This is a genomic window from Stygiolobus caldivivus (assembly GCF_019704315.1).
Taxonomy (GTDB): Archaea; Thermoproteota; Thermoprotei_A; order Sulfolobales; family Sulfolobaceae; genus Stygiolobus; species Stygiolobus caldivivus.
The window spans coordinates 795286-819800 of sequence record NZ_AP024597.1; the positions used below are offsets into that span (position 1 = coordinate 795286).

Sequence of the window (24515 nt, forward strand, 5' to 3'; positions counted from 1 at the left end):
CATTTTTAACTTATAAGTTTGTTTAAAAAGCAAAGATTATATAGTGTTTAAACCAGTATAATCATGATACTATATGGACACAGATGAAAAAATAAAAGAAAGCTTACAGAAATGGGAAGAAAAAGTGCTAAACCCTTGGCTGTCGAAGAGACCTGAGAGGAAGAAGAGCTTTATGACTCCCTCGGGTATTGAGGTAAATAGGCTTTATACACCTTTAGACCTTAAGGGAAGCTATAGTGAAAAAATAGGTTTCCCCGGGGAGTACCCCTTCACCAGGGGAATTTACCCTACAATGTATAGGGGCAGACTATGGACAATAAGGCAATACGCGGGCTTCGGGTCTGCTGAAGATACTAATGCGAGGTTTAGGAAGCTCTTACAGGCAGGTCAGACCGGGTTAAGTATGGCGTTTGACTTACCGACACAATTAGGTCTAGACCCAGACCACGTACTAGCATTTACTGAAGTAGGAGTAGTAGGGGTATCGATGTTCCATTGGAAAGAAATGGACCTCGTTATGTCAGGGATACCAATGGATAAAGTGACTACGTCGATGACCATTAACGCTACTGCGATAGAACTGTTATCTATGTATGTCGCGACAGCTGAATCGAGAGGTGTAAATAGGAATGTCCTAGACGGTACTGTACAGAACGACATTTTGAAAGAATATATTGCAAGAAAGAACTTTATTTATCCGCCAGAACCTTCAATGAGATATGCCATTGACCTAATAGAATATTCAGCTAAAAATATTCCTAAGTGGTACCCAATAAGTATAAGTGGGTACCACATAAGAGAGGCAGGTGCTGATGCTGTACTCGAAGTAGCCTTTACACTAGCTGACGGTATAGAATATGTCAGAAAAACGGCTGAAAGGGGGATCCCAGTAGACGATTTCGCGTCAAAGCTTTCCTTCTTCTTCGCCGGTTATACTAATATTTTCGAAGAGGTAGCCAAGTTTAGGGCTGCAAGGAGGATGTGGGCTAAGATAATGAAAGACTGGTTTAACGCTAAAAAACCGGACTCCATGATGTTAAGGTTTCACACGCAGACTGGCGGTGCGGAACTTACAGCTCAACAGCCAGAGATCAACATTATAAGGACTACGTTACAAGCCCTTGCAGCAGTGTTGGGCGGGACGCAGAGTTTACACGTCAACTCTTATGACGAGGCATTAGCCTTACCTAGTGAGAAAGCAGCTAAGATCGCAATTAGAGTCCAACAGATAATAGCATATGAGAGCGGAGCCGCTGAGTCTATTGACCCATTAGCGGGGTCTTATTACATCGAATGGCTCACAGATGAAATAGAAGAGAGGGCATGGAAAATAATTGATCAAATAGAAAAAATGGGCGGGATGATGAAGGCAATTGAAAGGGGCTATCCTCAGGCCGAAATAGCCAACAGTGCTTATAGAATCCAGAAAATGATAGAGACGGGAGACATGGTAAAAGTTGGTGTTAACATGTTCTATGAGCCCGATTGGATAGGTACAACAGAAGTATTTAGGGTCAACCCTCAAATTAGGGACAGAATTATGGAGAGGCTTAAGAAGTATAGGACCGAAAGGGACGAGATTAAATGGAGGGACTCCCTTAACGAACTGAGGAAAGCAGCAGAGAAAGAGAGGGAAAACTTATTCCCGTATATACTTACTGCAATAAAGAGCGGAGCTACAGTAGGGGAGATAAGCTCTACCCTTAGAGAAGTGTGGGGAGAATACAAGGAACCGGCTATATTCTAACCGGTCTTTCTTAATCTCTTCAAGATCTCTAAGAACCTTTCCTTTTTATCTACTGGTGCTTCAGTATTTTCTCTTACCACTTCCCATTTGTCCCACGGAAAGATAATCCATTTATCGACTACTTTATAATAATAATCAGGATATTTTCTAGACCACGGTTTTACAAATATTGTAGCTGTCCTTACCAAGGAGGGGTTAAACATCGCTATTACATTTCCTACAAAATCTAAAGTCTCTCCGGTATCTGATACATCGTCTATCACTAAGACTTTTTTATTTTCTATGTTATCTACATATACGGCCCTAACTATAGGTTTACTTTCCCTATTTCCTACTCCCTTATAAAACTTGACATCTATGTACCTCATGTTCTTTATCCCTAATACATCAGACATCAGTTTTGCTGGGATTACACCCCCGGTGAGTATAGCTACAATGACATCAGGGATAAAGTCCTCACTTAACATTCTTTCTGTCATATTTAGTATTCCTTCTTCTATTTCCTCCCACTTAGGAATGTAATATTCAACCATTTATAATCACCAACGGGATTTTCATCTCATCTTCGCTGAGGCCCCCGTGGTGGCCTATTAATTTTGTGTAGTCATCTTGCTGTTGCTTAAATAAATAGACATAGGCCCTATCGTCTTTCGGCACGGCTATATAATCAGCATAGGACCCTTCCCTTCCGAGTAATTTTTCGAACTCTGTCCTAGGGAAGACCTCTAAAGTAGGGTACTTAGAGTAGAGGTAAGTTTTCAAATCATACCTACTGTGAAGAAATATAGCCCTAGAGTCACCGTAAGGTGGGACATCAATTTTATTGAGCAAGTCACTGTCGTTGTTGAATATAACGTGTTCATTAGTCTGAACATGACCGTGGTCTGCTATTATTACAAAGGTGTATTCTTTATTTTTCTCCGCTAATTTAACTAGTCTGTCATATATACTCCTTATAGCCTCTTTTACCACATCGGTATTTGGGCCGTGTTTATGTGCTAGGGTATCAACGTCAGGTATATAAAAGTACACGAAGTCATAGTTCTCTTCAAGGGTCTTCCCTAGCATATAAAACGCGTCAAAATAATTACTGTAAGTCTTGGTATTACTAACTTTACCGTGAGTTACGTCAGTAAACTCAGTCCCTTCAAGGCCTTTAGGGATTACCTCAGCCGTCTTTTTATCTTTAACTTCTTGTGGATAACTCTGGAGTTTGGGAAAAGCTACGGAATACTTAACTTGTGAGGATATCGAATCCCTCGAGTCTATAAGGGGATAGGTATATTTTAAAGTGTTTATCACACCCCCAAGCTTTTTAGAATATGTGGTATACCCTAACACACCGTGCTCGCCCGGGAGTTGAGCAGTGAAGAGTGTGGTTATTACTGTCGCCGTTGTTGAAGGGAAAACAGTAGTGATATACGAATCTACACTTATGCCTGCATTCTCCATCATCTTATATCCCATACCGTCAACGAGGGCGAGGACAAGCCTTTTACCCGGTATACCGATTTTATTCCCTTTGCATACCCTTTCGACGCCTAAGAATTCGGCAATACCGCACGCTAAGTTATAAAGACTTTTTGATGTATATTCTGGGTATACGAGCTCCATACCAGTAAAGTTTTATCTGGGTTAATGAAGTTATATGATCATGGCCACCACAATACCTCCAGACGAGCTAGCAGCACAGAATATGGTTATGGTGCTCTCCTACCTCGCCATAGGTCTTGCCGTAGCAGGTGCAGTAATCGCGGGAATATTAAGGGTAAGAAGGGGTACTACTAAAAATGTATGATGTTGTGATAATAGGTGGAGGTCATAACGGGCTTGTTACGGCGTCTTATCTGGCTAAAGAAGGGCTAAGTGTAGCCTTATTTGAGAGGAGAGATATTATAGGTGGTGCAGCTGCTACCGAAGAACTATGGCCCGGTATAAGAGTATCTACTGGGTCTTACGTATTAAGTTTATTGAGGAAAAAAATTATTGATGACCTTGAGCTCGAGAAGCACGGGCTAAAGGTCTACGTGAAAGACCCCGGGTTATATGTACCTTTTGGAAAAGGCAAGGGTATTTCTATTTGGACAGACACTAAAAAGACCGTTAAAGAATTAGAAAGGTTCTCTAAAAAAGACGCTCTAAACTACGAGAAGTTTGTGAAACTTTTAGATACGTTCTCTTCATTAGCAGACTTATTTATGCTTAACAGACCTCCTAAGTTCTCTGAAGTCGAAGAACTGTTTTCATTTTTTAAGGGGATGAAGGTGGAGGAAGAGAAGGCACTAACGTTAGCTAGGATGTTCTTTCAAGACGGGAAGTCATTTCTTGATGAGTTCTTTGAAACCGAGGAAGTAAAATCGGCACTCATAGAAGATGCGGTAGTGGGAACCTATGCTTCACCATCTACACCGGGTACGGCTTATGTATTCCTCCACCATAATATAGGGGAAGTTAACGGTATTAAGGGGGCTTGGGGTTACGTCGAAGGAGGTATGGGTGCTGTAAGTAAAGCCATAGCAAATGCAGCTAGAGAGTTAGGTGCCCACGTCTTTACCGGGACAGAAGTGGACGAGATAGTAACTAAAAAAGACGTAGATGGCAAAGAAAAAGCTATCGGAGTTAGGTTAAAAAACGGTAAGGTAGTCGAAAGTAGGCTTGTAGTGTCAAATGCAGACCCTAAAACGACTTTTTTACGTTTAACTAGAAATTCTGAACTGGAAGATGAATTCCTAAAAAGAGTAAGGGCATTAAAGACTACGGGTGTATCTTTCAAGATCAATGGATACATTGAAGAGTTACCGGACTTTGGTAAGGGAAAAGGTTTAACTGATGAACATAAGGCGTCGATACTAATAATGCCTTCAACAGAATATATAGAGAGGGCTTATGTCGATTCTAGGGTTTTGGGGTACTCCAGGAAGCCTTGGTTATCAATAAATATACCCTCTACAGTAGACCCTACTCTTGCCCCTCAAGGGAAATTTGTCTTTAACATTTTCGGGCAATACTTACCTTATTCGTCTAAACTTGACGAGATAAAGGATAAAATGGCTGAAATTGTCCTAGATACGGTGAAGGAGTATGCACCAAACTTTAAGCCAGTCAAAATGGAGTTTCTCACCCCACTTGATATTGAAAGGAGGTTTGGGATTTGGGGTGGTAACATTTTTCATCTGGATATGACCCCCGACCAGCTTTACTTCTTTAGGCCCCTCATAGGCTATTCAGATTATAGGACTCCCGTTAAGAACTTGTATTTATGCGGTTCTGGTACACACCCCGGAGGAGGTGTAACTGGGGCACCCGGATACAACGCAGCTATGGAAATTATTAGAGATTTGAAAAGCTAACTATGACTTAAATATTTGTAATTCCATAATGATGTTTGATTATGGTTAATTCGCAAGGTTTAGAAACTATTATATCATTAGTGGGGGTACTTACGGTTATGATGGCATTATTATATATGTTATTCAAAAAGAGCACCCAAAAGTTTATGCTCTCAGACAAGGCGATGCAACTGCAACAGAAAAGTGCCAAGAAGAAGGAGGATTTAGGAGAGAAGATAACATGGGATATGATAGGGGGATATGAAGACGTAAAAAAGGAGATAAAAGAGTACATCGAATTGCCGTTAAGGCACAAAGAATTAGCTAAGAAGTACGGCCTTAGGCCCCCTAAGGGGATCCTGCTGTTTGGCCCTCCGGGTTGCGGGAAGTCGTTAATGATGAGGGCGATGGCTAATGAGGCTAAGATAAACTTCATTTATGTTAACATAAGTGATATTATGAGTAAATGGTACGGAGAGAGTGAAGCTAGGCTTAGAGAACTTTTTGCGAATGCGAGGAAAAACGCACCGTGTATACTATTCTTTGACGAGATAGACACCATAGGTGTGAAAAGAGAAAGCCACACTGGTGATTCGGTTACACCTAGGCTGTTGTCCCTCATGTTGTCCGAAATAGATGGGATCCACAGTGAAGACGGTGTAATAATAGTAGGTTCCACAAATGTCCCTCAGTTATTAGATAAGGCACTACTTAGAGCAGGGAGGTTTGATAAACTAATTTACGTAGGCGTTCCCGATAAAAAGTCGAGAAAGGAGATCCTGAAGATACACTGTGCTGGTAAGCCGCTGGCTGAGAATGTAGACTTAGACAAAGTAGCTGAGATGACGGAGAGGTTTACCGGTGCTGACTTAGCTAACGTATGCCAAGAAGTAGCTAGGAAGGCAGCAATAGAAAGCCTTGAGTCTGGTAAAGAAAGGCAAATAACGATGGAAGATTTCGCGGAGGTCATAAAGAGGTATAAGCCTAGTGTAACTCTCCAGATGCTAGACGATTACGAGAAGTTTAGGATGGACTATGAAAGGAAATTTAAGGGCCCGGAGATACAAGAGGACGAAAGTGCTGAGAAGATTACATTAGATGATATAGGTGGGTACTTTACAGTAAAGAAAGAGTTATACGACTTGTTAGAGGTACAGTTAAAGTACTCTAATCTGATGGAGCAGATGAAGATCCCTCCTATTAGGGGTATTTTACTTTACGGACCGCCAGGCGTAGGAAAGACAATGATGGCAAAGGCATTAGCGAGGACTTTAAAGGTCAAGCTAATCATGTTAAGCGGTGCAGAAATACTCTATAAGGGTTATGAAGGTGCTGTTAGTACTGTAAAAGAAGTCTTCAATAGAGCAAGGGAGAATAAGCCTTCAATAGTACTGTTAGACGAATTAGTTGCCATAGCCCCCAAGAGGGAAGGCCAGAAAGCTGAATTAGCTAAAATAGTGAACCAGCTGCTCACTGAGATGGACGGCATAAGGAGTCTCAAGGAAGTTGTAGTGATCGGGACGACAAATAGAATTGAGGACATCGACCCTGCTTTAAAGAGGCCCGGTAGGTTTGACAGGATTATATATATGCCTTTACCAAACAAAGACGAAAGAGAGGATATACTGAAAAAGTATGTAGGGAAAGATGAGTGCCAACAAGTAAATTGTGGTAAAATTGCCGAAGTAACTGAAGGTTTTAGCGGTGCTGATTTAGCAGCTGTAGCTAGAGAGGCAAAGTTAAAGGTACTTAGAGAAATTATCAAAGGAAATGTAGAAAGGAAGTTAACTTATGAAGACCTTATAGAAGCGGTTCAGATGATTAAACCTTCTGTAAAGCAGAGGAAAGATAAGAACTCAGACTCGGCTCAAGAGACAGAATGACTTCTTCTAATACACTTACTTTTTCTAAACTTGATTCGATGGCTTGTAGTTTTTTGTCTTGGGGTATTATTCCTAGCCTACTACAAAAGTTACTTGAGGCAGCTATATCTACATTCCTCAGCTTACCCCTGATATCAAAGAACATCGTAGCTTTACCAAGGCAGACTAAGACCATGTCTAATGACGCACTCCCTAAACTCCTCAACTTATAGTCCTTTATTTGGCTCAAGAAATCTTTCACTACCTCAAATTTATTCCTAGAAAAATATGCTAATATTAACATCTTTTCAGGTTTATTAACTTGGACTATTGGTCTGTTATTAATATAAGAGCTTTTATCGTCGTATGAGAAGGTCTCTAGTGTAAAAATATTGGTTATAACCCCACTTATGGAATTTAATAGGTTAACCTCATTACTCTTATATACGGCTATGGACACTGAAGACCACGGTATGCCAGAGACAAAATTAGTGCTACCATCTATAGGGTCAATTATGGCTTTATACTCATAACCGTCACTTGTGACCGTCCCGGACTCTTCTGATATAAATTTGAACTTATAGCCGGTGTTCCTCATAAGTTCAAAGATGTAATCTTCACTCTCCTTATCTATTTTTCTTGTTATATCGTTGTCGTGAGTAGCTATAATTTTTCCTATATCTGCAGAGTCTTTTCTCTCCCTTAAGAATTTAGCTACTTCAGTTCCTATCCTCACTACTTCTTCTCTTTTCATTTATTTTTTCCTCTTCATTTCATTCAGATACCTGAAAGCTGAGTGCGCGGCAACTGCCCCTTGGGCTGCAGATGTTATTATTTGCCTAAACCCGAGCCACATCCCAGTGCAATCTCCTGCAGCAAATACTCCCTGAATGTTAGTCCTCATCCATTCATCTACCTTTATATATCCGTTACTATCGACTTCAAGTCCATTAGTCCTTGCAAAGTCTGTAGGCGGTTCAAATCCTATTTCAACGAAAACACCGTTAACATTTAGTTCTTTAGTCTCTCCAGTCTTAACGTTCTTTACAGTAATAGACTTGACTATTTTTTCGCCCTTTATCTCCGTAACTACGGTATTTAGTATTATTTCGACATTGGACTTCGTCTTCAGGTTTTCAAGGTAAATGGGCTGCCCTCTGAATTCATCTCTCCTGTGAATTAGGTACACTTTAGACGCGTGCCTTGATAATATTTCTGCCCCTTCTAATGCTGAATCTCCACCCCCGATTATAGCTACTACTCTGTTCTTAAAGAGCGGGGCATCACATATAGCACAGTAAGATACTCCTCTCCCTGTGAACTCTGTCTCACCTGGGACATTTAATTTTCTCCTTTTAACACCGATAGCTACGATCAAGCTCCTTGCCTTAAATTCACCCTTTCTTTTTGTCTTTACAACAAACCAGTCTCCTTCTTTCCTGAACCACTCTACGTAATCTAGTATTACTGGGACGTTATATTTTTCTATGTGTTTATTGAAGGTCTTTATCATGTCTTGAGCTTGAATCCCTATGAGGCCAAGGTAGTCATCTACTTCTCCGGCTTCCGTTAACTGTCCGCCGGGCGTCTCGCCGATTACGAGTGTTTTAAGTGTGTACCTTGCTGCATATAGTGCAGCACTATACGCGGCTGGTCCTAGTCCTATGACTATTAAGTCAAAATTCTCTCCGGGCTTAATTTCAGCCGATCTTGGTAAAAGACTCATATTTACTCTCTTCTCCTCTTCTAATTTAAGGCTTTCTGAACTCTCATTTATAAAGTACTTTGAGGATTTAAACTCTATGAGAATACTCTTAGTCACCGGTAAGTTAGCTTCCAAAGCTGTTCATGACGTAGCTAAAAAAATAGGTGCCGAAATAATAGTCTTAGATTACCCTGTGGCAGCTTTGATGACGGTGGACTATATAGCGGAGAATTTGAAAAGGTTCAGAGAGAGGATAAAAGATTATGATTACATAATAATCCCCGGTTTAGCTAGCGGTGACGCAAAAGTAATTGAGGAGGAGGTTGGTGTTAAGACCTATAAAGGGACTGAAGATATCCATGACCTACCTTCTGCAGTTGACCTTATAAAAAAAGGGTATGAACTATCTACGGTCTACCCCGCTGATAAGCTCATCCAGCTAGAAAAGAGAAAAAACATCGAGGAAACTTTGAAACTCTTAGAGGAGCAAGGGAATTATAAGTTCGAGGTTAATAACGTAAAGATCCCTATTACTCCACCCCCTTTCAGAATATTCCTAGAAGTAAATGCTACAAAACCAATAAAGAATTTGGAAGAAGAAATAGAAGAAAAAAGAGATTTTATAGATGTGGTGGTTTTAGGGTTCCCTAACGGACATAATGACTTAGATGAGGTCAGGAGTAAGGTATCCGCAATCGCAGAGCTCGTACCCGTTGCAATAGATTCAGCGTCTCCTAATGAGTTAGTGGAAGGAGTTAAGGCAGGAGCGTGTTTTGTGTTTAACCTTAACGAAGAAAATATCGATAAACTTGAGCTTGTCAAGAAAGACGCCTCTTTTGTAGTAGCCCCTTTCTCGTCCGAGAACAGAGCCGAAGTAACTATAAAGATCTATGAACAAGCAAAGCAAAGGGGCTATGATAGGTTAATCCTAGACCCTATAATCTCACCACCTCTTTATGGCGTCGTAGATAGTATTGTAGAGTTCAGGAAAGTCAGGCATAAGGTCAAGGACGAGCCTATGTTAATGGGGGTTCTCAACGTCACTGAGCTAATAGACGCGGACAGTGTCGGAGTAAACGCACTCATGACCACAATAGCTGGAGAGCTAGGTGTAGCAAACTTACTTATTATGGACAAAGGTAAAACGAGGGGGTCTGCAATAGAAGTTAAGAGGGCTTCCCAGATGGTGGGTGTAGCTATGAAAGAGCATAGGCTTCCCAAAGACCTAGGGATAGACTTATTGATACTCAAAGACAAGGGAAAGAGGGGCATAGAAACCAGTTCACTTGATTTATACACACCTGAAGTTGTAGAAGGGCATATAGAACCGAGGAATATGGATAAAGGTTATGTAAAGATAGTAAAAGATGACCGTTACATATACTTAAACTGGTACGGTAAAGAGAAGTTTACGTTAATAGGTAACGATGGGTTAAGTTTAGGGAGGAGGTTGTTAGAAAAGACCGCAGTTAACCCCGAACACGCCCTTTACATAGGTTATGAATTAGCAAAAGCCGAAATTGCCCTCAATTTAGGTAAAGAATATATTCAAGATAAGCCACTCTTCAAACCGTATGGTTATAATAGCATCAATACCCTACGTAATAAAAAAGACAGCGAGAGATAAGGAATTCCATGTTTATATAGCCGTAATCCCACCTGTTGTGGTCGAGGACGAATTTTTAACTAAACTAAAGGTTAACGATTTCAAACTGGAAGAAGCATGCGGCGGATATGATAAAGCTTTGTGTTACGTTAAATGTTTCGGAGGGGTCGCTATAAGTAACGGCAAAAATTTTATCCATTTTTCTATAGAAGGTTATGTACACGAAGGAGATAAAGGGGAGCTTTTCTCCCCTTACTCCTTTGAGAAAGACCCTTATACTTGTTATATGTTTGACGACAAGAGTATTTTGTGTTTTACTAGAGAAAAGAAGGGAAAGATGATAGATAACATTGGCCTGAGGCTCATAATAGGCTAGCGTATTTATGGATAATTAATGATAACGTAGCTCGCTTCTCCTTCATATATTTTTATCTCTATACTATATTTTCCTCCTAGCCTATCATAGATCTCTTTAGCGATTTCAAAGCCTATATATTCGACGGTAGGATAGTTACCCTCTATTGTTTTAGTCTCGAGCTTAAACGGCCCTTTTATCGATACCTTTTCTACATCCCTTTTTGGTATGATTAGCTTATGATCCCATTCTTTTATAACTTCTAACACAATTTTCTTTAGTATCCCGAAGTCTACGACGAAACCTGTATCAGGGTCTATTCCATTACCTTCCACGGTAACAGACAGCTTATAAGTATGCCCGTGAAGTTGGTCATTACCCTCGGAGGAAAGAGTGTAGTGGGCTGAATCAAACGCTATTCCTTCAACTCCTACTCTTACTTTCATTTAAAGCCCTCCTTATATTTTTGTTAAGGTGTTCCCAAAGTGACTCACTTAAATACCTTATTTCGTGACAGAGGTTAACTAACTGGTCGTCTTTTTTTGCTTCTTCCACACTCTTGTATACTTTCATTACCTCGTCAAAGTTACCTTTAATTACTGTCCTATCGTTGAACGATAATGTATCTGACCCGATTACAAAGTCTCCTCCGTATTCTACTATTCTGTAGAATGAAAAAGTGAGCTCATCTATGTTAACTTTTATAGGCATGCGCATCTCGAGTTCTCTCATTAATACTTCTACTCTGTCCTCTATTAGTGACTTCAGTGAGTCTATCACTTCTAGCTGTTGACTGAATCCTTCAATACGTAATAGTTCCTTAAACTTAGAGGATTTTATACACTCTGAACTACAAGGTATTTCTATTTCTAATACCTTTAACTTCTCTATTGGTGGCGAGTTTAAATAATCGTCAATTATATTATTCATAAATAACAGTTGGAAAGCTGAGTAATAAAGTATGAAAGAGCTTTTTGATGTCCTTGAGGAATACCTTACTAAAATGATCCAGCATTACGCTACTAAGATAAAAGCCATAGTAATAGGGGGATCCGCATTAGAGTCAGAAGATATCAATAGGCCGCTGTTTGTCGTTGTGGTGATAGAAGGTGTTAAAAGGATATCCTTCCTAGCAAGGCAAGAAATAATAGAATACTTTATTAAAAAACTTGAGTCCGAGAAAGTTTACTCCAATTATGTGATCAGTACGGGGCATAGGCCCTTGATTTACTCCATCCTAGTTGACCCCCTAGAACTGGAGTACCACATACCGATAATTTCCTACGTCATCTCAAAGGGCAGGGTCATAATCGGTGATATCCAAGAGAAAAAGTTCGATTACCTAGGGACAGTGTTAAAGATGGGAGAGGTCAATAAAGGAGACGTGGTGGACCTATGAATAATAGTGCTTTGGCTTCAGAGTTCATGACTAGGGCTTTCAGGAGTTTAAACAACGCTAAAACCTCTTATGAAGAAGGCGATTTAACGGACGCGATTTCCTATCTCTATAGCGTTGTGGAGCTTTTGAGTGCAGCTCTATTAGGCCTTTATGGTTTCTACACCCCCTGTGAACACAAGGCCCAGATGTTAAACGTAATAGTCAGTAAGGTAAACGAAAAAGAAATAGCGCTAATAAGGAAACTCCAACTCCTAGAGCAGAGGCTCTACCCTACGTTATTAGTAGATGAGTCTTCACTAAAGGAAGGCTCAGTTGTGGCTAGAAACGTTGAGACAAAAAACTTGGTAAAAGAAGTTGAGGATTTATTTGAGTTAGCCAATAAAGTATTTGATGAGTTTCATAGTTGACCTGGATAAAGATACTTGCGGTAATGATGTTATTGAAGCATTGGGGAATTTCTCTTTAGGAGTGGTTTATAAAATAAGTAAGGATAACCCTTACCTCGAAGAGGTTCTCAAAAAATACAAAATCGAAGTTGTTAGGGAAGAAGGTGATGTGATTTATTTTCAGGTAATATCTTTTTCTGGTTAAATTTTTATAGTCAAGTTAGAAGATGGTTAGGATTTAAAGAAGAAGATGACTACCGATCAGCCTTACTACTGGACACGTTGTTAAGCGGGGTTGATGATTACACAGAGGACCTCGCCATAACCATAAAGGGTAAAAAGGTGGCTGTGGTCGGTGCAGGGCCTAACTTAGAGGACGTCAGGGACATTGATGCAGATGTTATAATATCAGCTGACGGTGCTACTAACTACCTGGTATCAAGGGGTATAGAGCCCGACGTAATCGTAACAGACCTTGACGGCTTAACCGTATACCCCTATAGGCCTTTATACGTTATTCTAGCCCACGGAAACAATATCGACATGTTAAAGGAGAAGGTTCATCATTTAAGGGATAAAAAGGTAATAGGTACGTCTCAAGTTTTTCCTTTCGGTAGGTTAAAATTATTTGGCGGTTTTACCGACGGAGATAGGGGCGTAGTCCTAGCATCGGTTTTTGGTGCCAAATCAATAGTGACTTACGGTATGGACTTTGACTCCGGAGTAGTTGGCAAATATTCAAAGCCGTACTATAAAAACAATTTACCAGCATCGTGGACTAAGAGAAATAAGTTAAAAATTGCAAAGTATATAATTGAAGGAGTTTTTAGCAAAACTTTATAATTGTATAAGCAAAGAAAAATTTGGGATGTCTTTTCTTTGTTGATTCAAAAAAAGTTAGAATATTCGACACAACATTAAGAGATGGAGAGCAAGCACCAGGGATAGACTTAACTATAGAACAAAAAGTAAGAATAGCTAAGCAATTAGCGGAGTTAGGGGTAGATGTAATAGAAGCAGGTTTTCCTGCGGCGTCTGAAGGTGAGTTTGAATCTACGAAAAGGATCTTAGACGAAGTTGGAGATAAGGTGGAAGTGATAGGTCTTTCAAGAGCTGTAAAACAAGATATTGATAGGACTATAGATACGGGAATAGCAAGTATACACGTGTTTATAGCTACATCAGATATCCACCTAAAGTATAAGCTAAAAATGACTAGAGAACAAGTATTAGATAGGATTTATGAGTCGGTGAGATACGCTAAAGACCACGGGCTAATAGTGGAATACTCACCTGAAGATGCTACTAGGACTGAGGAAGAATTCCTCTTAAAGGCAGTTAAGACTGCAGTAGAAGCAGGTGCTGATAGGATAAATATACCAGATACCGTAGGGGTCATGCACCCGTTTAAGTTTTATGACCTTATCAGCAAGGTGGTAAAGGCAGCTGACGGTCGTATTATAAGTGTCCACTGCCACAACGACTTCGGTCTAGCTACAGCTAACTCGATTGCAGGAGTTATGGCTGGGGCGAGGCAAGTCCACGTGACAGTTAACGGTATAGGAGAAAGGGCGGGTAACGCTTCGTTAGAAGAAGTGGTAATGTCTTTGAAGAAATTACTTGGGTATGAGGTAGGTGTAAAGACTTTTATGTTATACGAGACTTCTAGGTTAGTGTCCGAGTTGACGGGAGTACCGGTCCCCTACTTTAAGGCAATAGTAGGAGAAAACGCCTTCGGACATGAATCTGGGATCCATGTACATGGGGTCATAGAGAACCCCTTCACATACGAACCTATATCTCCGGAGGAAGTAGGTAACTTTAGGAGGATAGCTTTAGGTAAGCATAGCGGTATTCACGGCCTGAAGAAGCTGTTATCAGAGCAAGGCATAGAGTTGTCAGACGATGAACTCAGGGAAGTACTAAAGGAGATAAAGTCGTTAGCAGAGAGCGGGCATAAGGTAACCGTAGACGATGCCAAAGCGATAGCTATTAAAGTTTCAACTAAAAAGATAAATGTATGATCAGGTTTTTATTACACTCTGCATTTTTTCTTGATAATCTAATTTTAATAGACCCACACGACGGAGGAAGTATAGGATTACCACGCCCTGAAGTTAAAGCCCCGTTAGTATTGATAACTCATAACCACTACGACCATAACGCATACGAAATAATACCCCATGAGACCGTGAAAGTTAGGTTCTATGGGGAATTTAATTACAAAAATTACACCATTCAAGGATTAAAATCATACCATGACAAAGAGAAAGGTAAGAGGAGAGGAGAGACGGCCATCTATAAGATCACGTCTCCAGACGGTAGAGTATATGTGCATTTGGGAGACTTGGGACACATGTTGGACGAGAAAACGGTAGAAGAACTAAAAAACCCTGACTATCTAATGGTCCCAGTTGGCGGAGTAATAACTATAAGTCCTTCAGAGGCGTTACAGGTGATTAAAGACCTAAACCCCAAAATAGTGTTTCCGATGCACTACTGGGTTAAGGGGCATTATATGCCATTAGAACCTATAGGGCCTTTCTTGGAACTAGCTAACAAGGAGGGCATAAAGACCGTACCTTTGCCTAAAAATGAGGTAAACGAAGAAAGTGTTGAAAAAGGTACCGTAATTTATTATAGTAATTTAGCATGATGTCGTTTGTTTCTTTATAGCTTCTCTTTGTATCCGTTGTTTCGTCCCCACCTTCACTGCTTCATCGAATAGGACACTTTGAAACTTTTGGGACTTTGAGAGTTTTAGTTTAACTTTTCCGTGTCGTTATTAAGCTATAAATTAGCGTGAAAGGAACCTTGCCTTGGAGCTACGATACGAGACAAGGACTTAACATGTCTGAAGTAGTATAAAGTGATTTATAGCTCAGTTACAGCGCTACCAACTTTTTGAAGAATTATACCCAGTCAATATGTAAAGGTCAGATGTACCTCTATAGCTACATATACCAAGTTGTATATCAGGGAAAGGGCCTTGCCTTTCAAAGGATAACGGGCGGTCCACGTTTCCTTTGCAATTTCTATTTGCCTATATATGGTGAGATTATAACCTAAATATACGCTAAGTAATATTAATACATCGTACGTGTAGAGGCGTAAGAGGGTTAGTCTATGATTTAGTTTATCTAGAATGATCTTCCATGTACTTTATTATTTGTCCACGAATTATATTAACTCGAGGGAAAATATTTCAATCTCTAATGGAGACGTAGGCGACCTAGCATGACCGAGTATAATTTTATCGTCATTCTATTTCAGTATTGCACAACACAAAGCTTAAATACAGCTTATAAGACGGGAAGAAAAATTTATATGGGCTTTATAAGCCCTACTATTTTACCTTATAGGGCTTACGCCCTTCTTAAATCTCCATTTAAAAAATAATTAACTATTTATTGTATTTCACTTTCTCCGGTTAGAGTTTAACTTTTTCTACTTTCGCGACCGGTACAGTCTCTTTATCCATTTCTGTCTTTACTAAACTTTCAATAGCTTTTCTTATGGCCTCTGATCTATTTAAGTTATACCTTATTGCATATCTATCTAATAGTTCTAATAAATCCTCTTCTACTTTGAATGTTACAACTCTCATCTTGCTACCCAAATTAATACTCCTCTTGCTAAGCCTTAAATATTATCTGGAGCGGTATTTCCATATTACACTTACAAGAGGAGTACAAAATGATGAAGATTAATATATTCGTGTTTCATATATTTTTATTCAGAGGAGAATACACAGTGCCTACCATACACTTATCATTGCCTGAATCACTTTACGAGGAGCTAAAAAAGAGAGCTGATGACATGGGCGTACAGATCACTGACCTTGTAAAGTTTTACATACGAATGGGCGTAAAGGGTTCCTTTGATGAAGACAAAGATGATAGGGATGACGATAAGTACTCTAAAATGGAAGAGAACATGATCTACCTAGAGGCTAGGATAGCTCAGCTCGAGACGTTAGTTAGCGAGCTTATGAGGAAAGTAAGTGATAATGAGGCAGAAGACGAAGAAGTAGAAATTATAAATAAGGACAGTAAATAATAATTTTGGGCCTACGTGAAATGCCCTTGTGTCCCAAGGGCTTATGAACGTAGGTGGGTCCCCTAATTTAGGATTAAAAATTATTCAAAAATTATAAATCGCATTTTACTTGAAAAATGATGTTACAGGGACGTCCTGATTATAAAAAGGAAAAAATGATGATTTGATTCCTCGAACTGATTTACATGACTATTAATGTTACAGTCCTTAGGATAGCAGTATTCTTCCTTATTTGTGCGATTACTTTATTTAATTCATCTAAGGTCTCCGCAATTATTTCTACTACTACGTCATATTCCCCATAAACGGGGTTTGCTTCTTTTACCCCGTTTATCTTTTTCATTTCATTGGCAACATCCGCCTCTTTTCCAACAGTCGTGACAATTAAAACGTAGGCTTTTACTCCCATGATCTAAAATCTTAGCATAGAAAAATAAAATATTTTTCATTTCAAGAGAAGCCTTTCTGAATCAAATGCCCTAGATGCCAGATATATTAAAAATACAGAGACCGCTAACGTTCCCAACAGAGAGAATATAGATTCTTGTATTGACCCGAATACATAGAGGAGTAGCCCCAAGCTTATCTGCACGTAAGGAATAACATAAATTGCAGATAAGGGAAAACTTAGTTGAGCAGGGTTTATAAAGAGTGCTGTAAATGAAGCGATCATCCCGAAACTCAGTACTATGAAGTTTATAACTTGGATATTCCTTACAGACCCACCTAAGATGACGAGGAAGACAAGGCTCAATGCACCGGTTAATAACACTGATAGTAGGTAGACTACTACTATCATAGCTAGAAAAGGCAAGGTTAGGCTAATAGTCAGGTTTAGGGCTACACTAGACAAGAGTACGAATAAGAGCGTCCCTATTATATCACCTAGGGAGGAGAAGAGCCCTAAGACAGAAGCTATTATTAATTTAGAGAAGATGAAAGACCTGACCGATAAAGGAGTAGCCAGTAAGGACTCTAACGTCCTCCTTTCTCTCTCACCTGTTATACCTTCCAAGAGGTAAAACACGATTGGGGTAGCACTGGGGAATATAATCAGTGCTATAATCCTAGTAAGTTCCGCCAACTGGCCTGCACTACTACTCGTGGGGTGACCTGTTACAGTCCTATAACCTAGTACGAGATATATAGGATCTCTAATGTCTGATATCGAGACGTTTATTTTAGCTTGGTGCTCTAAATAATCGATCCTCGTGTTCGAAATATTCAGAAGTAATTGATAGAGTGCTCCTTGGGCCAGATCTGACGCTTGTTGGTTAGAGGATATTACAACTTGATAGATTACATATGCTTGTCTACTTATATTACTCGCGTTCTGGTAAAAATCATTTGGGAACTCAATGATGACGTCTGGGTAAGGGGTCGACGTAACGTTCTCCTCCACTATACCTCCTCTACTCTGAATGTAGTTTGTGACTATCTTAACATAAGGGCTGTTTAGGGGGTTTTGGTTAATTACCGAGATCACGGGAGGCTGTGCCGATACTGAAGCATAAAGTACTATCCCTACCACTGGCAACAAGATAAAAGGCAATATGATTGTCGATAACAGAAGCTTCTTATCCCTCTTTATCTCTGTAAATTCTTTAGCTAGGAATACTCTGATCACGACTTACCACCTTTAAGAACGCTTCCTCCAAATTCCTAACACCTAGTTTATCTGTGATCTCTTTTGGAGTCCCGATTTGTATAATTTTCCCATCATTAATCATCGCAACCCTATTGCACATATATTCAACTTCAAGCATATTATGAGAGGACAGAATAATGGTGCTCCCGAGTTTCTTGGACATATCCGTTATAACGTTCCTGATCCTGACTGAAGACTCGACGTCTAGTGCAGATGTAGGCTCGTCCAGTATTGCGAGCTTGGGTTTAGTCATAAGGGTTCTGGCAATTATGAGCCTCCTTTTCATCCCCCTACTGTATGTCGCTGTCTTTTCATAGATCTTTCTCCCCAGATCGGCTATCCTTATCCCTATTTCGATGTATTCTTCAGCTAATTTCTTATTTCCCTTAGCATAGATCTCGGCGAACAAGCTCAGATTTTCCAGTCCCGTTAGTCTCTCGTAAGGGAAAGCGTCTTCAGGCATATAAGAAATCAACCCCAACTCTTTTGCTTTTTCAGGCTCGTAGGAGAAAACCGATACCTTCCCTTCGTACCTCCTTATTATCCCCGCTATTATCCTCAGTGTTGTAGTCTTTCCTGCACCGTTAGGTCCTATGAGACCAAAGACGTCCTCTTTGAACACCTCGAAGGAGATACCCTTAAGGATCACAGTACTATTAAACTTCTTTACTACATCAGTAACACTTACCGCTATTTCGGAACTCATTATACCATAATAATTATTCTCTCAAAATTTAAAATCGTTCGGAAAAAAGTTCTTGTGATCACTGGTAGCATCAGGGACAGGACCGCTGAGTTCTTGCTGAAGTTCGCCGACAGAGGAGAAGCCGTGTTGAAAGCGGCGCTTGAGTTTAGCGAAGAGAACGAAAATAGAGAACTGGGAGACTTTAGCTATAAAGGAGTTTCGGAAAAACTTGTCGAGATGGGGTATAACTTCGACCCTAAGATGTTACTCCGTAGCCTTGAAAAGGACTATGGGATCACCGAGACGACCTATAAGAGTTCCAACCAACATTGGTGGAAATTTTTAGATAAAGAACAAGTAGCTAACGCCCTGTCAGAATCCGGAGACCAAGACCCTAGGGTAAAACTTATATACTTAAAATTCTACTCCTTAGACCCTAAGGAACTACAGAGAAAACTTGAGTTTTATTCTCGAAAGTCTTCCCTAACTGAACTAGATAAGAAAAACTTCAGGAGGATGGTCTTTGAGGAAATTGAACAATTAACTCAACTTTATGAAGACGCACTACAGTACGAGGAGACACAAGGGGTTGCCAAGCAAATTAACAAGTTATTAACTCTAGCTTATAAAGTAGGTAAGAGGATTTATGGAAAAGGTTTCGATCAGGGACTTCCTGAAGAAGAAAGAACGGAAAGAAAAGATAACCATGTTAACAGCTTACGATTACCCGACAGCGAGAGTGATATCTAAGACGGAACTTGACGGTATCTTAGTCGGAGACTCCTTAGGGATGGTAGTACTTGGGCTGGAGAACACTCTAAAAGTCACGATGGGTGATATGGCGAGACATGTTGCAGCCGTAGCAAGGGCTAAGCCTAAGCAATTAATAGTAGCAGATATGCCTTTCCTATCTTATGAGGTGTCAACTAACGACGCTGTAAAAAATGCAGGCAAATTGGCTAAATACGGTGCTGATTCAGTAAAGCTTGAGGGCGGCGAAGAAATAACGGATGTAATTAGGCATATCGTTAGTGCAGGTATTCCGGTAATGGGACATATAGGGCTTACTCCTCAAAGGTTTTTAAAACTCGGTGGGTTTAGGACAGTGGGTAAAAGGGAAAGTGAGGCACAACAGCTACTTAGGGACGCTAAAGCCCTCGAAGAGGCTGGAGTTTTTTCAATAGTGATAGAGAACACATACACTGAGATAGCTAGGAAAATCACAGAGGCCGTAAATGTGCCAACAATATGCATAGGTGCGGGCCCATATTGTGACGGGCAGATCCTAGTTATCCATGACCTATTGGGTTTTACCGAATTTTCTCCTTATTTCGCTAAGGCGTATGTTAACTTAAACGAGATAATAGGTAAAGCGGTGGAAGAATACGTAAGCGATGTAAAAAATGGGAAATTCCCTTCTAAGGAAAACTATAAGGAAATTTCGGATAACCGTTGAGACAGGAACTTGAGGGACGAAGATAGGACGGCCTTATTGTCGTACTTCTTAAGTGTTTCCTCTAATTCCTCTTTCCTGAGCTTTTTCATCTCCTTAGCGTATTTTATCAAGAGCGGGAAAGACCTTATTATATTGTCAACGATCGTTATTGACGCAGACCTCGCGGTACGTGAGAGCGGGTTTAAATCGATAGCTATTACCTTTTTGCCCATCTTAACTAAAGCTTCAGTCCTATCTCCGTCTTCTAGTGCCAATAATACTACGTCAGCAATCAGGATCCCTCTAGGGCTTACTCTCCTCCTCTCGCTGAACAGCTCCGGGATCGTTGCTGATGCGTCTTCTCCTACGCCTAGGACCTCTTGTGCGCCCGACTCCTTCAGGATTTTCTCGATAGCCCTTTCTCTCTCTGGTGTCCTGTAAAATAAGTTGACTTCTATCTTAGCGTTCACTTCTCTTGCTAATTCCACGATCTCTCTGGGTACCAAAGCAGCCATGTTTCCGTTCACAGAAATTACCGGGTACTTCGCTAGGAGTAATAAAGCTACAGAAGCCCTTATAGCTTCTATCGCAAAGTGTTGCGTCTTCTCTCCGAACAAGTAATCAAAACACTCACCCCTACCGTGTGCGATCAGACCTTGTGGAGCGACATATCCCTCTTCCACCCCCTCTACTATTTTTTCCCTAATGACTAGTGACTCCTTTCTAGGGTGGTTTTCCGGGATCAGTGCACTGATACTCCACTTTTTGCTATTTTGTGAGCTATCCACTGGGCTTCACACTCTCCATATTTAAGTATTAACCCCTTCTTTTTAAAGGAGTGTTCAAATGGCGAAAAGAACCCGAGCTCTTCTGTGAACATCTTAGCCACAGTAAAAAAGGAACGTAATGTGGGGTCTGAAAGGAACTGTGAGATATACCTTAGGGCGTTAGTGTTATCCTTTAGCAGGACTGACGTGGGGAGATGATCCTGAGGTAGGCTACACAGTGGTGTGTGATCACTCACGTCAAATACCTCTATTTCACCTATAGTGGGGGCACCAGGTTTCTTCCTATATATTATTCCTCCACCATAATACTCAGATATGACATCTCCTAAACCGTTTTTCGACACCACGTCACTTTCGTGGGCTGTAAGTAGTGCTTCTTTTAAGCTGGTTAACCCCATTTCGTAAGCTAAGACTGAATAGCCTAAACTTATAGCCCCGCTCATCCCGTAACCGTATCCTAAGGGTACTTCAGTATGCACTTCTATTTCTAGTGAGCCTAGCCTCTTGAGCACAGAGAGGTTTTCGAAGGCTTTAAGTTCCAGTCTATTCTCTCTCTCACCCTTCTCCACTACATACACTCTGGGCTCTTGACTGATCTTGCCCGAGACGATTATTTTAGGTTCAAGTGTTATGGAAAGGCCTATAGAGCCAGACCGTGCTATATCTTTATCATAGATGGGGTACCAGACCCCGGATACGTTTAGGGGGACATGAACTTCCAATTCTTCTTCGATACTTACTACTCGGGTTAGTGTTCTTATAATTTTTTACGGGAGTCCCTATAGCTATAAAGTTTTTATTATAAGGTAATAAAAAATGTTATTATTACCTGAAATAAAGCAATAAATATTAAAGGGAACTTCTGAGGGAATTGTAAATTAAATGATTTTCTATGTAAACGTCATGTTTACTTAGAGGAGGCTAATAAAGATTACAGGAGCTCATAGCTTACTGCATTATAGATTATATCCGATCAGACCCTAAAGGACGAGGTGACTAGTTTAAATGTAATAGCACCTTTTGGCTATTATCCCTTCTACAGAGTTAAGGGCGTTATGCACTGAGAGAAATTTGCCCTTTACCCTCAAGGTCTAACTAAGTATAATACACCTATTAAGCCTCTCATTAAATACTCAAAGTTATATATTTAATTTACAGAGATTAATAAATAATGGTAGTTACAGATGCTTCCTTGTTTAGCAGGGCTCTTACTACAGTGGAAATTAAGAAAATAGAGAAATATATGGATAAGGCTCAACAGCAAGTGGTTGTAGGGAGGGGTACGTCTGTAACTGGTGAACTGATAAGGTACGCTAATGCTAAATATACGTCCTCCCCAAGAGTCTTAGGTAATGGAAATAAGGTAGAGGAAAATAAAGACCAAAACGGTTCAACAGTTTACAAGTATTTTAATGTCGCTCCAGGTCTATCTTTTGAGGAATTATTAGCTGAGCTTAAGCCCTCTGGGTTTATACCGGTCTTGTTACCTTTCTACCTGAAAGGTACTGTGGGGGGTTTTATATCCACTAACGGGTCTGGTTTCGGCAGTTATAAGTTCGGGTTTGTAAGGGGGAAAAAAGAAGTCCACAAGCTGGTTAATACAAGTTTAGCTGTTTTGATGACTGCAAAATACCCTGAAGTCATAGAAGTAGATAAGGAAAATGAATATGCATGGAGTGCCGTATTAGTAGACGGTAAAGAAAGGTATTATATACCATCATTTTATACTAAATTTTTAGGTATAGAAGGTGGGAGTACTGTAGACTCTTACAATGTTATAAGTGAATTTAATACACAAATAGTAAGGAGTTTTAAGAGAGACTATTTCCCTTTAATCTTCCTTTATCCCCCAACGTCTAGAGGTAAAATATCTTCGGTACCCAACTACGAGGAGACTCTTACATATGTGATAAATTATAATTCTCCTGAGAAATTCTTTGTGAGTATAGGTAACGCTAAGTTTGATGATCTGGAGAAGATATCGGATTTCCTGTTGAAAAATAAGGAAATCAAACCTTTCCCTTCAAACCGTGAATATACAAACTTAGAGCTTGCGATATTACGCGAGGTTGGTAGGAAGACAAAAGTCCCTAAGCAGTACTCAAAAATATCAAAGCTTTATACTGACTCCATTAAATGTATAAACTGCGGGTTATGCCTTGACTCGTGTTTGTCATTCAAGTTAACAAATAACCTACTGTTCTCTCCCCCTGGTAGGATAGGGAGGATGATATTTGAGGAGACCTCCTTTGAGACGTGTTTCGGGTGTGCCAAGGACGAAGAAGTGTGCCCGGTCAATATACCTATTAGTGAACTTATGACAGAGGGCTTAAATAGAATCTCGGCAACGTCTAGACCACCAATTGAAGTCTCTAATGTTACATCTGATATTGCATCACTTGAAAAGAAATTAAACGAGAGGTATAGGAATAGACCACTTTTCTTGCTGTTTGTAGGGTGTGCAGCTAAATATGATCCAATAGGGCTGAGGGGGTTTTTGCAGTTCCTTTTAGACAACGGTGACAAGTTACCAGCCCAGTTCTCGCCCAGAGTAAGGCTAGTAGACGGTAGGTGCTGCGGTTTTGACGACTATCTATCAGGAAACGAGGAGGGTGCAAGGCAAAAAATTATGTCACTAGTTCAGGACAAGAACAATAGTGGGGCTATTAACGTCTATTTCTTATGTCCTGAAGGACTATACGTTTATAACAAGTTCTCCGACCAGAAAGGTATCTTGGCTTATGAAGTCATAAAAGACAAAGTTCAAGGAAAAATACACGCTGGTTGTTGGGCTAAAAAACTCGGTGTAAAAGGAGATGACGATGAATGTGCAGGTCTCTCTTTTACTACCTATCAAGGTTCACCTTTCCCCTACTATAAGAAACAAGTAACTACATTGTGCCCGTTCTCTACGTGGAAGTTCGGGACCATATCAGTTTATGGCCAATTATATATGGAAAACGTTTCCAGGCAAACAGAAGTAGCTGAAAATGCTGCCGATATAGAAAAGGAGATATTAGACACAGCCTTACTATCTATCAAGGACGCTTTATTACGGTCTGTAGATGAGATAGCTGAGAAATTGGGTCTATGGAGCTTAGGTGGCGAACAGTATTTTATCACTATTGCATTCCCAACAGTATCCAAGAATTTTTCTGAGCTATTTAGGTCTAATTTAAAGAATTCCAATAATAAGAACCAGATAGTGAAATATCTTGATTCAATAATTAATGACCCAATTATGCTAGAGAGTAAGCTGACACTGGTGACAGACTACCTAAAGAGCCAGAACTATGACGATGTAATTAATGAAGTCCAAGTAAAGGTTCAGAGCTCGCCAAGACTAGAGTTCTCTTTAACAGAACTAGCTAAATCTGAGGAATTGAAAAAGGCCTTAAGGGAAATTACCAAAAAGGCTATATCAGCCAGAACTATTGAAAGGGTATTTAAGGACGTATTATACTCATGAAATAAACTATTTGGTAAAAGTTTTTAATTTACGTAGGTTTAA

At 40.1% G+C, this 24515-nt stretch carries 28 protein-coding genes; 16 read left to right on the forward strand and 12 right to left on the reverse strand.

Going from position 1 to position 24515, the window contains the following annotated elements:
* Nucleotides 1-73: 73 nt before the first annotated feature.
* On the forward strand, nt 74-1747 hold the full coding sequence (locus KN1_RS04070) for an acyl-CoA mutase large subunit family protein (RefSeq protein ID WP_221289543.1): 1674 nt from the start codon (nt 74-76) through the stop codon (nt 1745-1747).
* Here the strand turns inward: KN1_RS04070 and KN1_RS04075 are convergent.
* Together KN1_RS04075 and KN1_RS04080 are read right to left on the reverse strand one after the other, a co-directional pair.
* Nucleotides 1744-2280: a phosphoribosyltransferase gene (locus KN1_RS04075; RefSeq protein WP_221289544.1), complete on the reverse strand. Its 537-nt coding sequence runs from the start codon at nt 2278-2280 to the stop codon at nt 1744-1746. The genes KN1_RS04070 and KN1_RS04075 overlap by 4 nt on opposite strands.
* The gene (locus KN1_RS04080) at nt 2273-3361 is read right to left on the reverse strand and encodes an alkaline phosphatase family protein (RefSeq protein ID WP_221289545.1); all 1089 of its coding nucleotides are present in this window, start codon (nt 3359-3361) and stop codon (nt 2273-2275) included. Before KN1_RS04080 ends, KN1_RS04075 begins: the two co-directional genes overlap by 8 nt.
* A 40-nt stretch (nt 3362-3401) precedes the next feature.
* On the opposite strand from KN1_RS04080, the gene KN1_RS04085 reads away from it, so the two are divergent.
* The 3 genes from KN1_RS04085 to KN1_RS04095 all read left to right on the forward strand — a co-directional run bounded on the left by KN1_RS04085 (nt 3402) and on the right by KN1_RS04095 (nt 6959).
* The gene (locus tag KN1_RS04085) at nt 3402-3545 is read left to right on the forward strand and encodes a hypothetical protein (protein ID WP_221289546.1); all 144 of its coding nucleotides are present in this window, start codon (nt 3402-3404) and stop codon (nt 3543-3545) included.
* The gene (locus KN1_RS04090) at nt 3538-5097 is read left to right on the forward strand and encodes a phytoene desaturase family protein (RefSeq protein ID WP_221289547.1); all 1560 of its coding nucleotides are present in this window, start codon (nt 3538-3540) and stop codon (nt 5095-5097) included. Before KN1_RS04085 ends, KN1_RS04090 begins: the two co-directional genes overlap by 8 nt.
* 98 nt (nt 5098-5195) lie before the next feature.
* Nucleotides 5196-6959: an AAA family ATPase gene (locus KN1_RS04095; RefSeq protein WP_420857162.1), complete on the forward strand. Its 1764-nt coding sequence runs from the start codon at nt 5196-5198 to the stop codon at nt 6957-6959.
* Here the strand turns inward: KN1_RS04095 and KN1_RS04100 are convergent.
* On the reverse strand, nt 6898-7692 hold the full coding sequence (locus KN1_RS04100) for an inositol monophosphatase family protein (RefSeq protein ID WP_221289549.1): 795 nt from the start codon (nt 7690-7692) through the stop codon (nt 6898-6900). The two genes, KN1_RS04095 and KN1_RS04100, sit on opposite strands and share 62 nt — an antisense overlap.
* A complete protein-coding gene (gene trxB, locus KN1_RS04105) occupies nt 7693-8664 on the reverse strand; it encodes a thioredoxin-disulfide reductase (protein ID WP_221289550.1) in 972 nt (323 codons plus the stop codon). It abuts the gene before it with no gap.
* 76 nt (nt 8665-8740) lie between these two features.
* On the opposite strand from trxB, the gene KN1_RS04110 reads away from it, so the two are divergent.
* Together KN1_RS04110 and KN1_RS04115 are read left to right on the forward strand one after the other, a co-directional pair.
* Complete coding sequence (locus KN1_RS04110; RefSeq protein ID WP_221289551.1) at nt 8741-10270, forward strand: dihydropteroate synthase-like protein; 1530 nt, start codon at nt 8741-8743, stop codon at nt 10268-10270.
* Entirely contained in the window at nt 10218-10625 is a 408-nt protein-coding gene (locus KN1_RS04115; RefSeq protein ID WP_221289552.1) for a hypothetical protein, read from the forward strand. The genes KN1_RS04110 and KN1_RS04115 overlap by 53 nt, the downstream gene beginning before the upstream one ends.
* Before the next feature lie 5 nt (nt 10626-10630).
* Here KN1_RS04115 and KN1_RS04120 read toward each other — a convergent pair whose 3' ends face one another.
* Both KN1_RS04120 and KN1_RS04125 read right to left on the reverse strand, forming a co-directional pair.
* Complete coding sequence (locus KN1_RS04120) at nt 10631-11050, reverse strand: 6-pyruvoyl trahydropterin synthase family protein (protein WP_221289553.1); 420 nt, start codon at nt 11048-11050, stop codon at nt 10631-10633.
* A complete protein-coding gene (locus KN1_RS04125; RefSeq protein ID WP_221289554.1) occupies nt 11028-11534 on the reverse strand; it encodes a hypothetical protein in 507 nt (168 codons plus the stop codon). The genes KN1_RS04120 and KN1_RS04125 overlap by 23 nt, the downstream gene beginning before the upstream one ends.
* A 31-nt stretch (nt 11535-11565) precedes the next feature.
* Here KN1_RS04125 and KN1_RS04130 point away from each other — a divergent pair, with 31 nt between their 5' ends.
* From KN1_RS04130 to KN1_RS04155, 6 genes are read left to right on the forward strand one after another with little or no spacing between them, the layout of a single operon-like run.
* Nucleotides 11566-12003 carry a hypothetical protein gene (locus tag KN1_RS04130; protein WP_221289555.1) on the forward strand — a complete coding sequence of 146 codons (438 nt, stop codon included), beginning with the start codon at nt 11566-11568 and terminating at the stop codon, nt 12001-12003.
* Nucleotides 12000-12410 (forward strand): HEPN domain-containing protein, encoded by a 411-nt coding sequence (locus KN1_RS04135; RefSeq protein WP_221289556.1) that lies wholly within the window; start codon nt 12000-12002, stop codon nt 12408-12410. Before KN1_RS04130 ends, KN1_RS04135 begins: the two co-directional genes overlap by 4 nt.
* On the forward strand, nt 12394-12594 hold the full coding sequence (locus KN1_RS04140) for a hypothetical protein (protein WP_221289557.1): 201 nt from the start codon (nt 12394-12396) through the stop codon (nt 12592-12594). Before KN1_RS04135 ends, KN1_RS04140 begins: the two co-directional genes overlap by 17 nt.
* A complete protein-coding gene (locus KN1_RS04145; RefSeq protein WP_221290530.1) occupies nt 12579-13232 on the forward strand; it encodes a 6-hydroxymethylpterin diphosphokinase MptE-like protein in 654 nt (217 codons plus the stop codon). The genes KN1_RS04140 and KN1_RS04145 overlap by 16 nt, the downstream gene beginning before the upstream one ends.
* 20 nt (nt 13233-13252) lie before the next feature.
* Nucleotides 13253-14413: an isopropylmalate synthase gene (locus tag KN1_RS04150; protein WP_221289558.1), complete on the forward strand. Its 1161-nt coding sequence runs from the start codon at nt 13253-13255 to the stop codon at nt 14411-14413.
* A complete protein-coding gene (locus tag KN1_RS04155; RefSeq protein ID WP_221289559.1) occupies nt 14410-15045 on the forward strand; it encodes an MBL fold metallo-hydrolase in 636 nt (211 codons plus the stop codon). The genes KN1_RS04150 and KN1_RS04155 overlap by 4 nt, the downstream gene beginning before the upstream one ends.
* Nucleotides 15046-15819: 774 nt before the next feature.
* Here KN1_RS04155 and KN1_RS04160 read toward each other — a convergent pair.
* Entirely contained in the window at nt 15820-15996 is a 177-nt protein-coding gene (locus tag KN1_RS04160; RefSeq protein WP_221289560.1) for an aCcr1 family cell cycle regulator, read from the reverse strand.
* 89 nt (nt 15997-16085) lie between these two features.
* Between KN1_RS04160 and KN1_RS04165 the strand changes: the two genes are divergently transcribed.
* Nucleotides 16086-16448: a hypothetical protein gene (locus KN1_RS04165; RefSeq protein WP_225905775.1), complete on the forward strand. Its 363-nt coding sequence runs from the start codon at nt 16086-16088 to the stop codon at nt 16446-16448.
* A 181-nt stretch (nt 16449-16629) separates the two neighbouring features.
* Here KN1_RS04165 and KN1_RS04170 read toward each other — a convergent pair whose 3' ends face one another.
* The 3 genes from KN1_RS04170 to KN1_RS04180 are packed head-to-tail and all read right to left on the reverse strand — an operon-like array spanning nt 16630 to nt 18802.
* Nucleotides 16630-16857 carry an Lrp/AsnC ligand binding domain-containing protein gene (locus tag KN1_RS04170; protein ID WP_221289561.1) on the reverse strand — a complete coding sequence of 76 codons (228 nt, stop codon included), beginning with the start codon at nt 16855-16857 and terminating at the stop codon, nt 16630-16632.
* A 36-nt stretch (nt 16858-16893) separates the two neighbouring features.
* Complete coding sequence (locus KN1_RS04175) at nt 16894-18075, reverse strand: ABC transporter permease (protein WP_221289562.1); 1182 nt, start codon at nt 18073-18075, stop codon at nt 16894-16896.
* Nucleotides 18053-18802: an ABC transporter ATP-binding protein gene (locus KN1_RS04180; protein ID WP_221289563.1), complete on the reverse strand. Its 750-nt coding sequence runs from the start codon at nt 18800-18802 to the stop codon at nt 18053-18055. Before KN1_RS04180 ends, KN1_RS04175 begins: the two co-directional genes overlap by 23 nt.
* A gap of 54 nt (nt 18803-18856) precedes the next feature.
* Here KN1_RS04180 and KN1_RS04185 point away from each other — a divergent pair, with 54 nt between their 5' ends.
* Nucleotides 18857-19531, forward strand: a complete 675-nt coding sequence (locus KN1_RS04185) for a hypothetical protein (RefSeq protein WP_221289564.1) — start codon at nt 18857-18859, stop codon at nt 19529-19531.
* On the forward strand, nt 19428-20237 hold the full coding sequence (panB, locus tag KN1_RS04190) for a 3-methyl-2-oxobutanoate hydroxymethyltransferase (RefSeq protein ID WP_221289565.1): 810 nt from the start codon (nt 19428-19430) through the stop codon (nt 20235-20237). The genes KN1_RS04185 and panB overlap by 104 nt, the downstream gene beginning before the upstream one ends.
* On the opposite strand, the gene KN1_RS04195 is transcribed toward panB, so the two are convergent.
* Complete coding sequence (locus tag KN1_RS04195) at nt 20210-21004, reverse strand: 4-phosphopantoate--beta-alanine ligase (protein WP_221289566.1); 795 nt, start codon at nt 21002-21004, stop codon at nt 20210-20212. The genes panB and KN1_RS04195 overlap by 28 nt on opposite strands.
* On the reverse strand, nt 20959-21726 hold the full coding sequence (locus tag KN1_RS04200; RefSeq protein WP_225905776.1) for a GHMP family kinase ATP-binding protein: 768 nt from the start codon (nt 21724-21726) through the stop codon (nt 20959-20961). The genes KN1_RS04195 and KN1_RS04200 overlap by 46 nt, the downstream gene beginning before the upstream one ends.
* Nucleotides 21727-22175: 449 nt before the next feature.
* On the opposite strand from KN1_RS04200, the gene KN1_RS04205 reads away from it, so the two are divergent.
* Nucleotides 22176-24473, forward strand: coding sequence for an FAD-binding protein (locus KN1_RS04205; RefSeq protein ID WP_221289567.1), 2298 nt, complete (start codon nt 22176-22178; stop codon nt 24471-24473).
* The last annotated feature ends 42 nt before the right edge of the window (nt 24474-24515 follow it).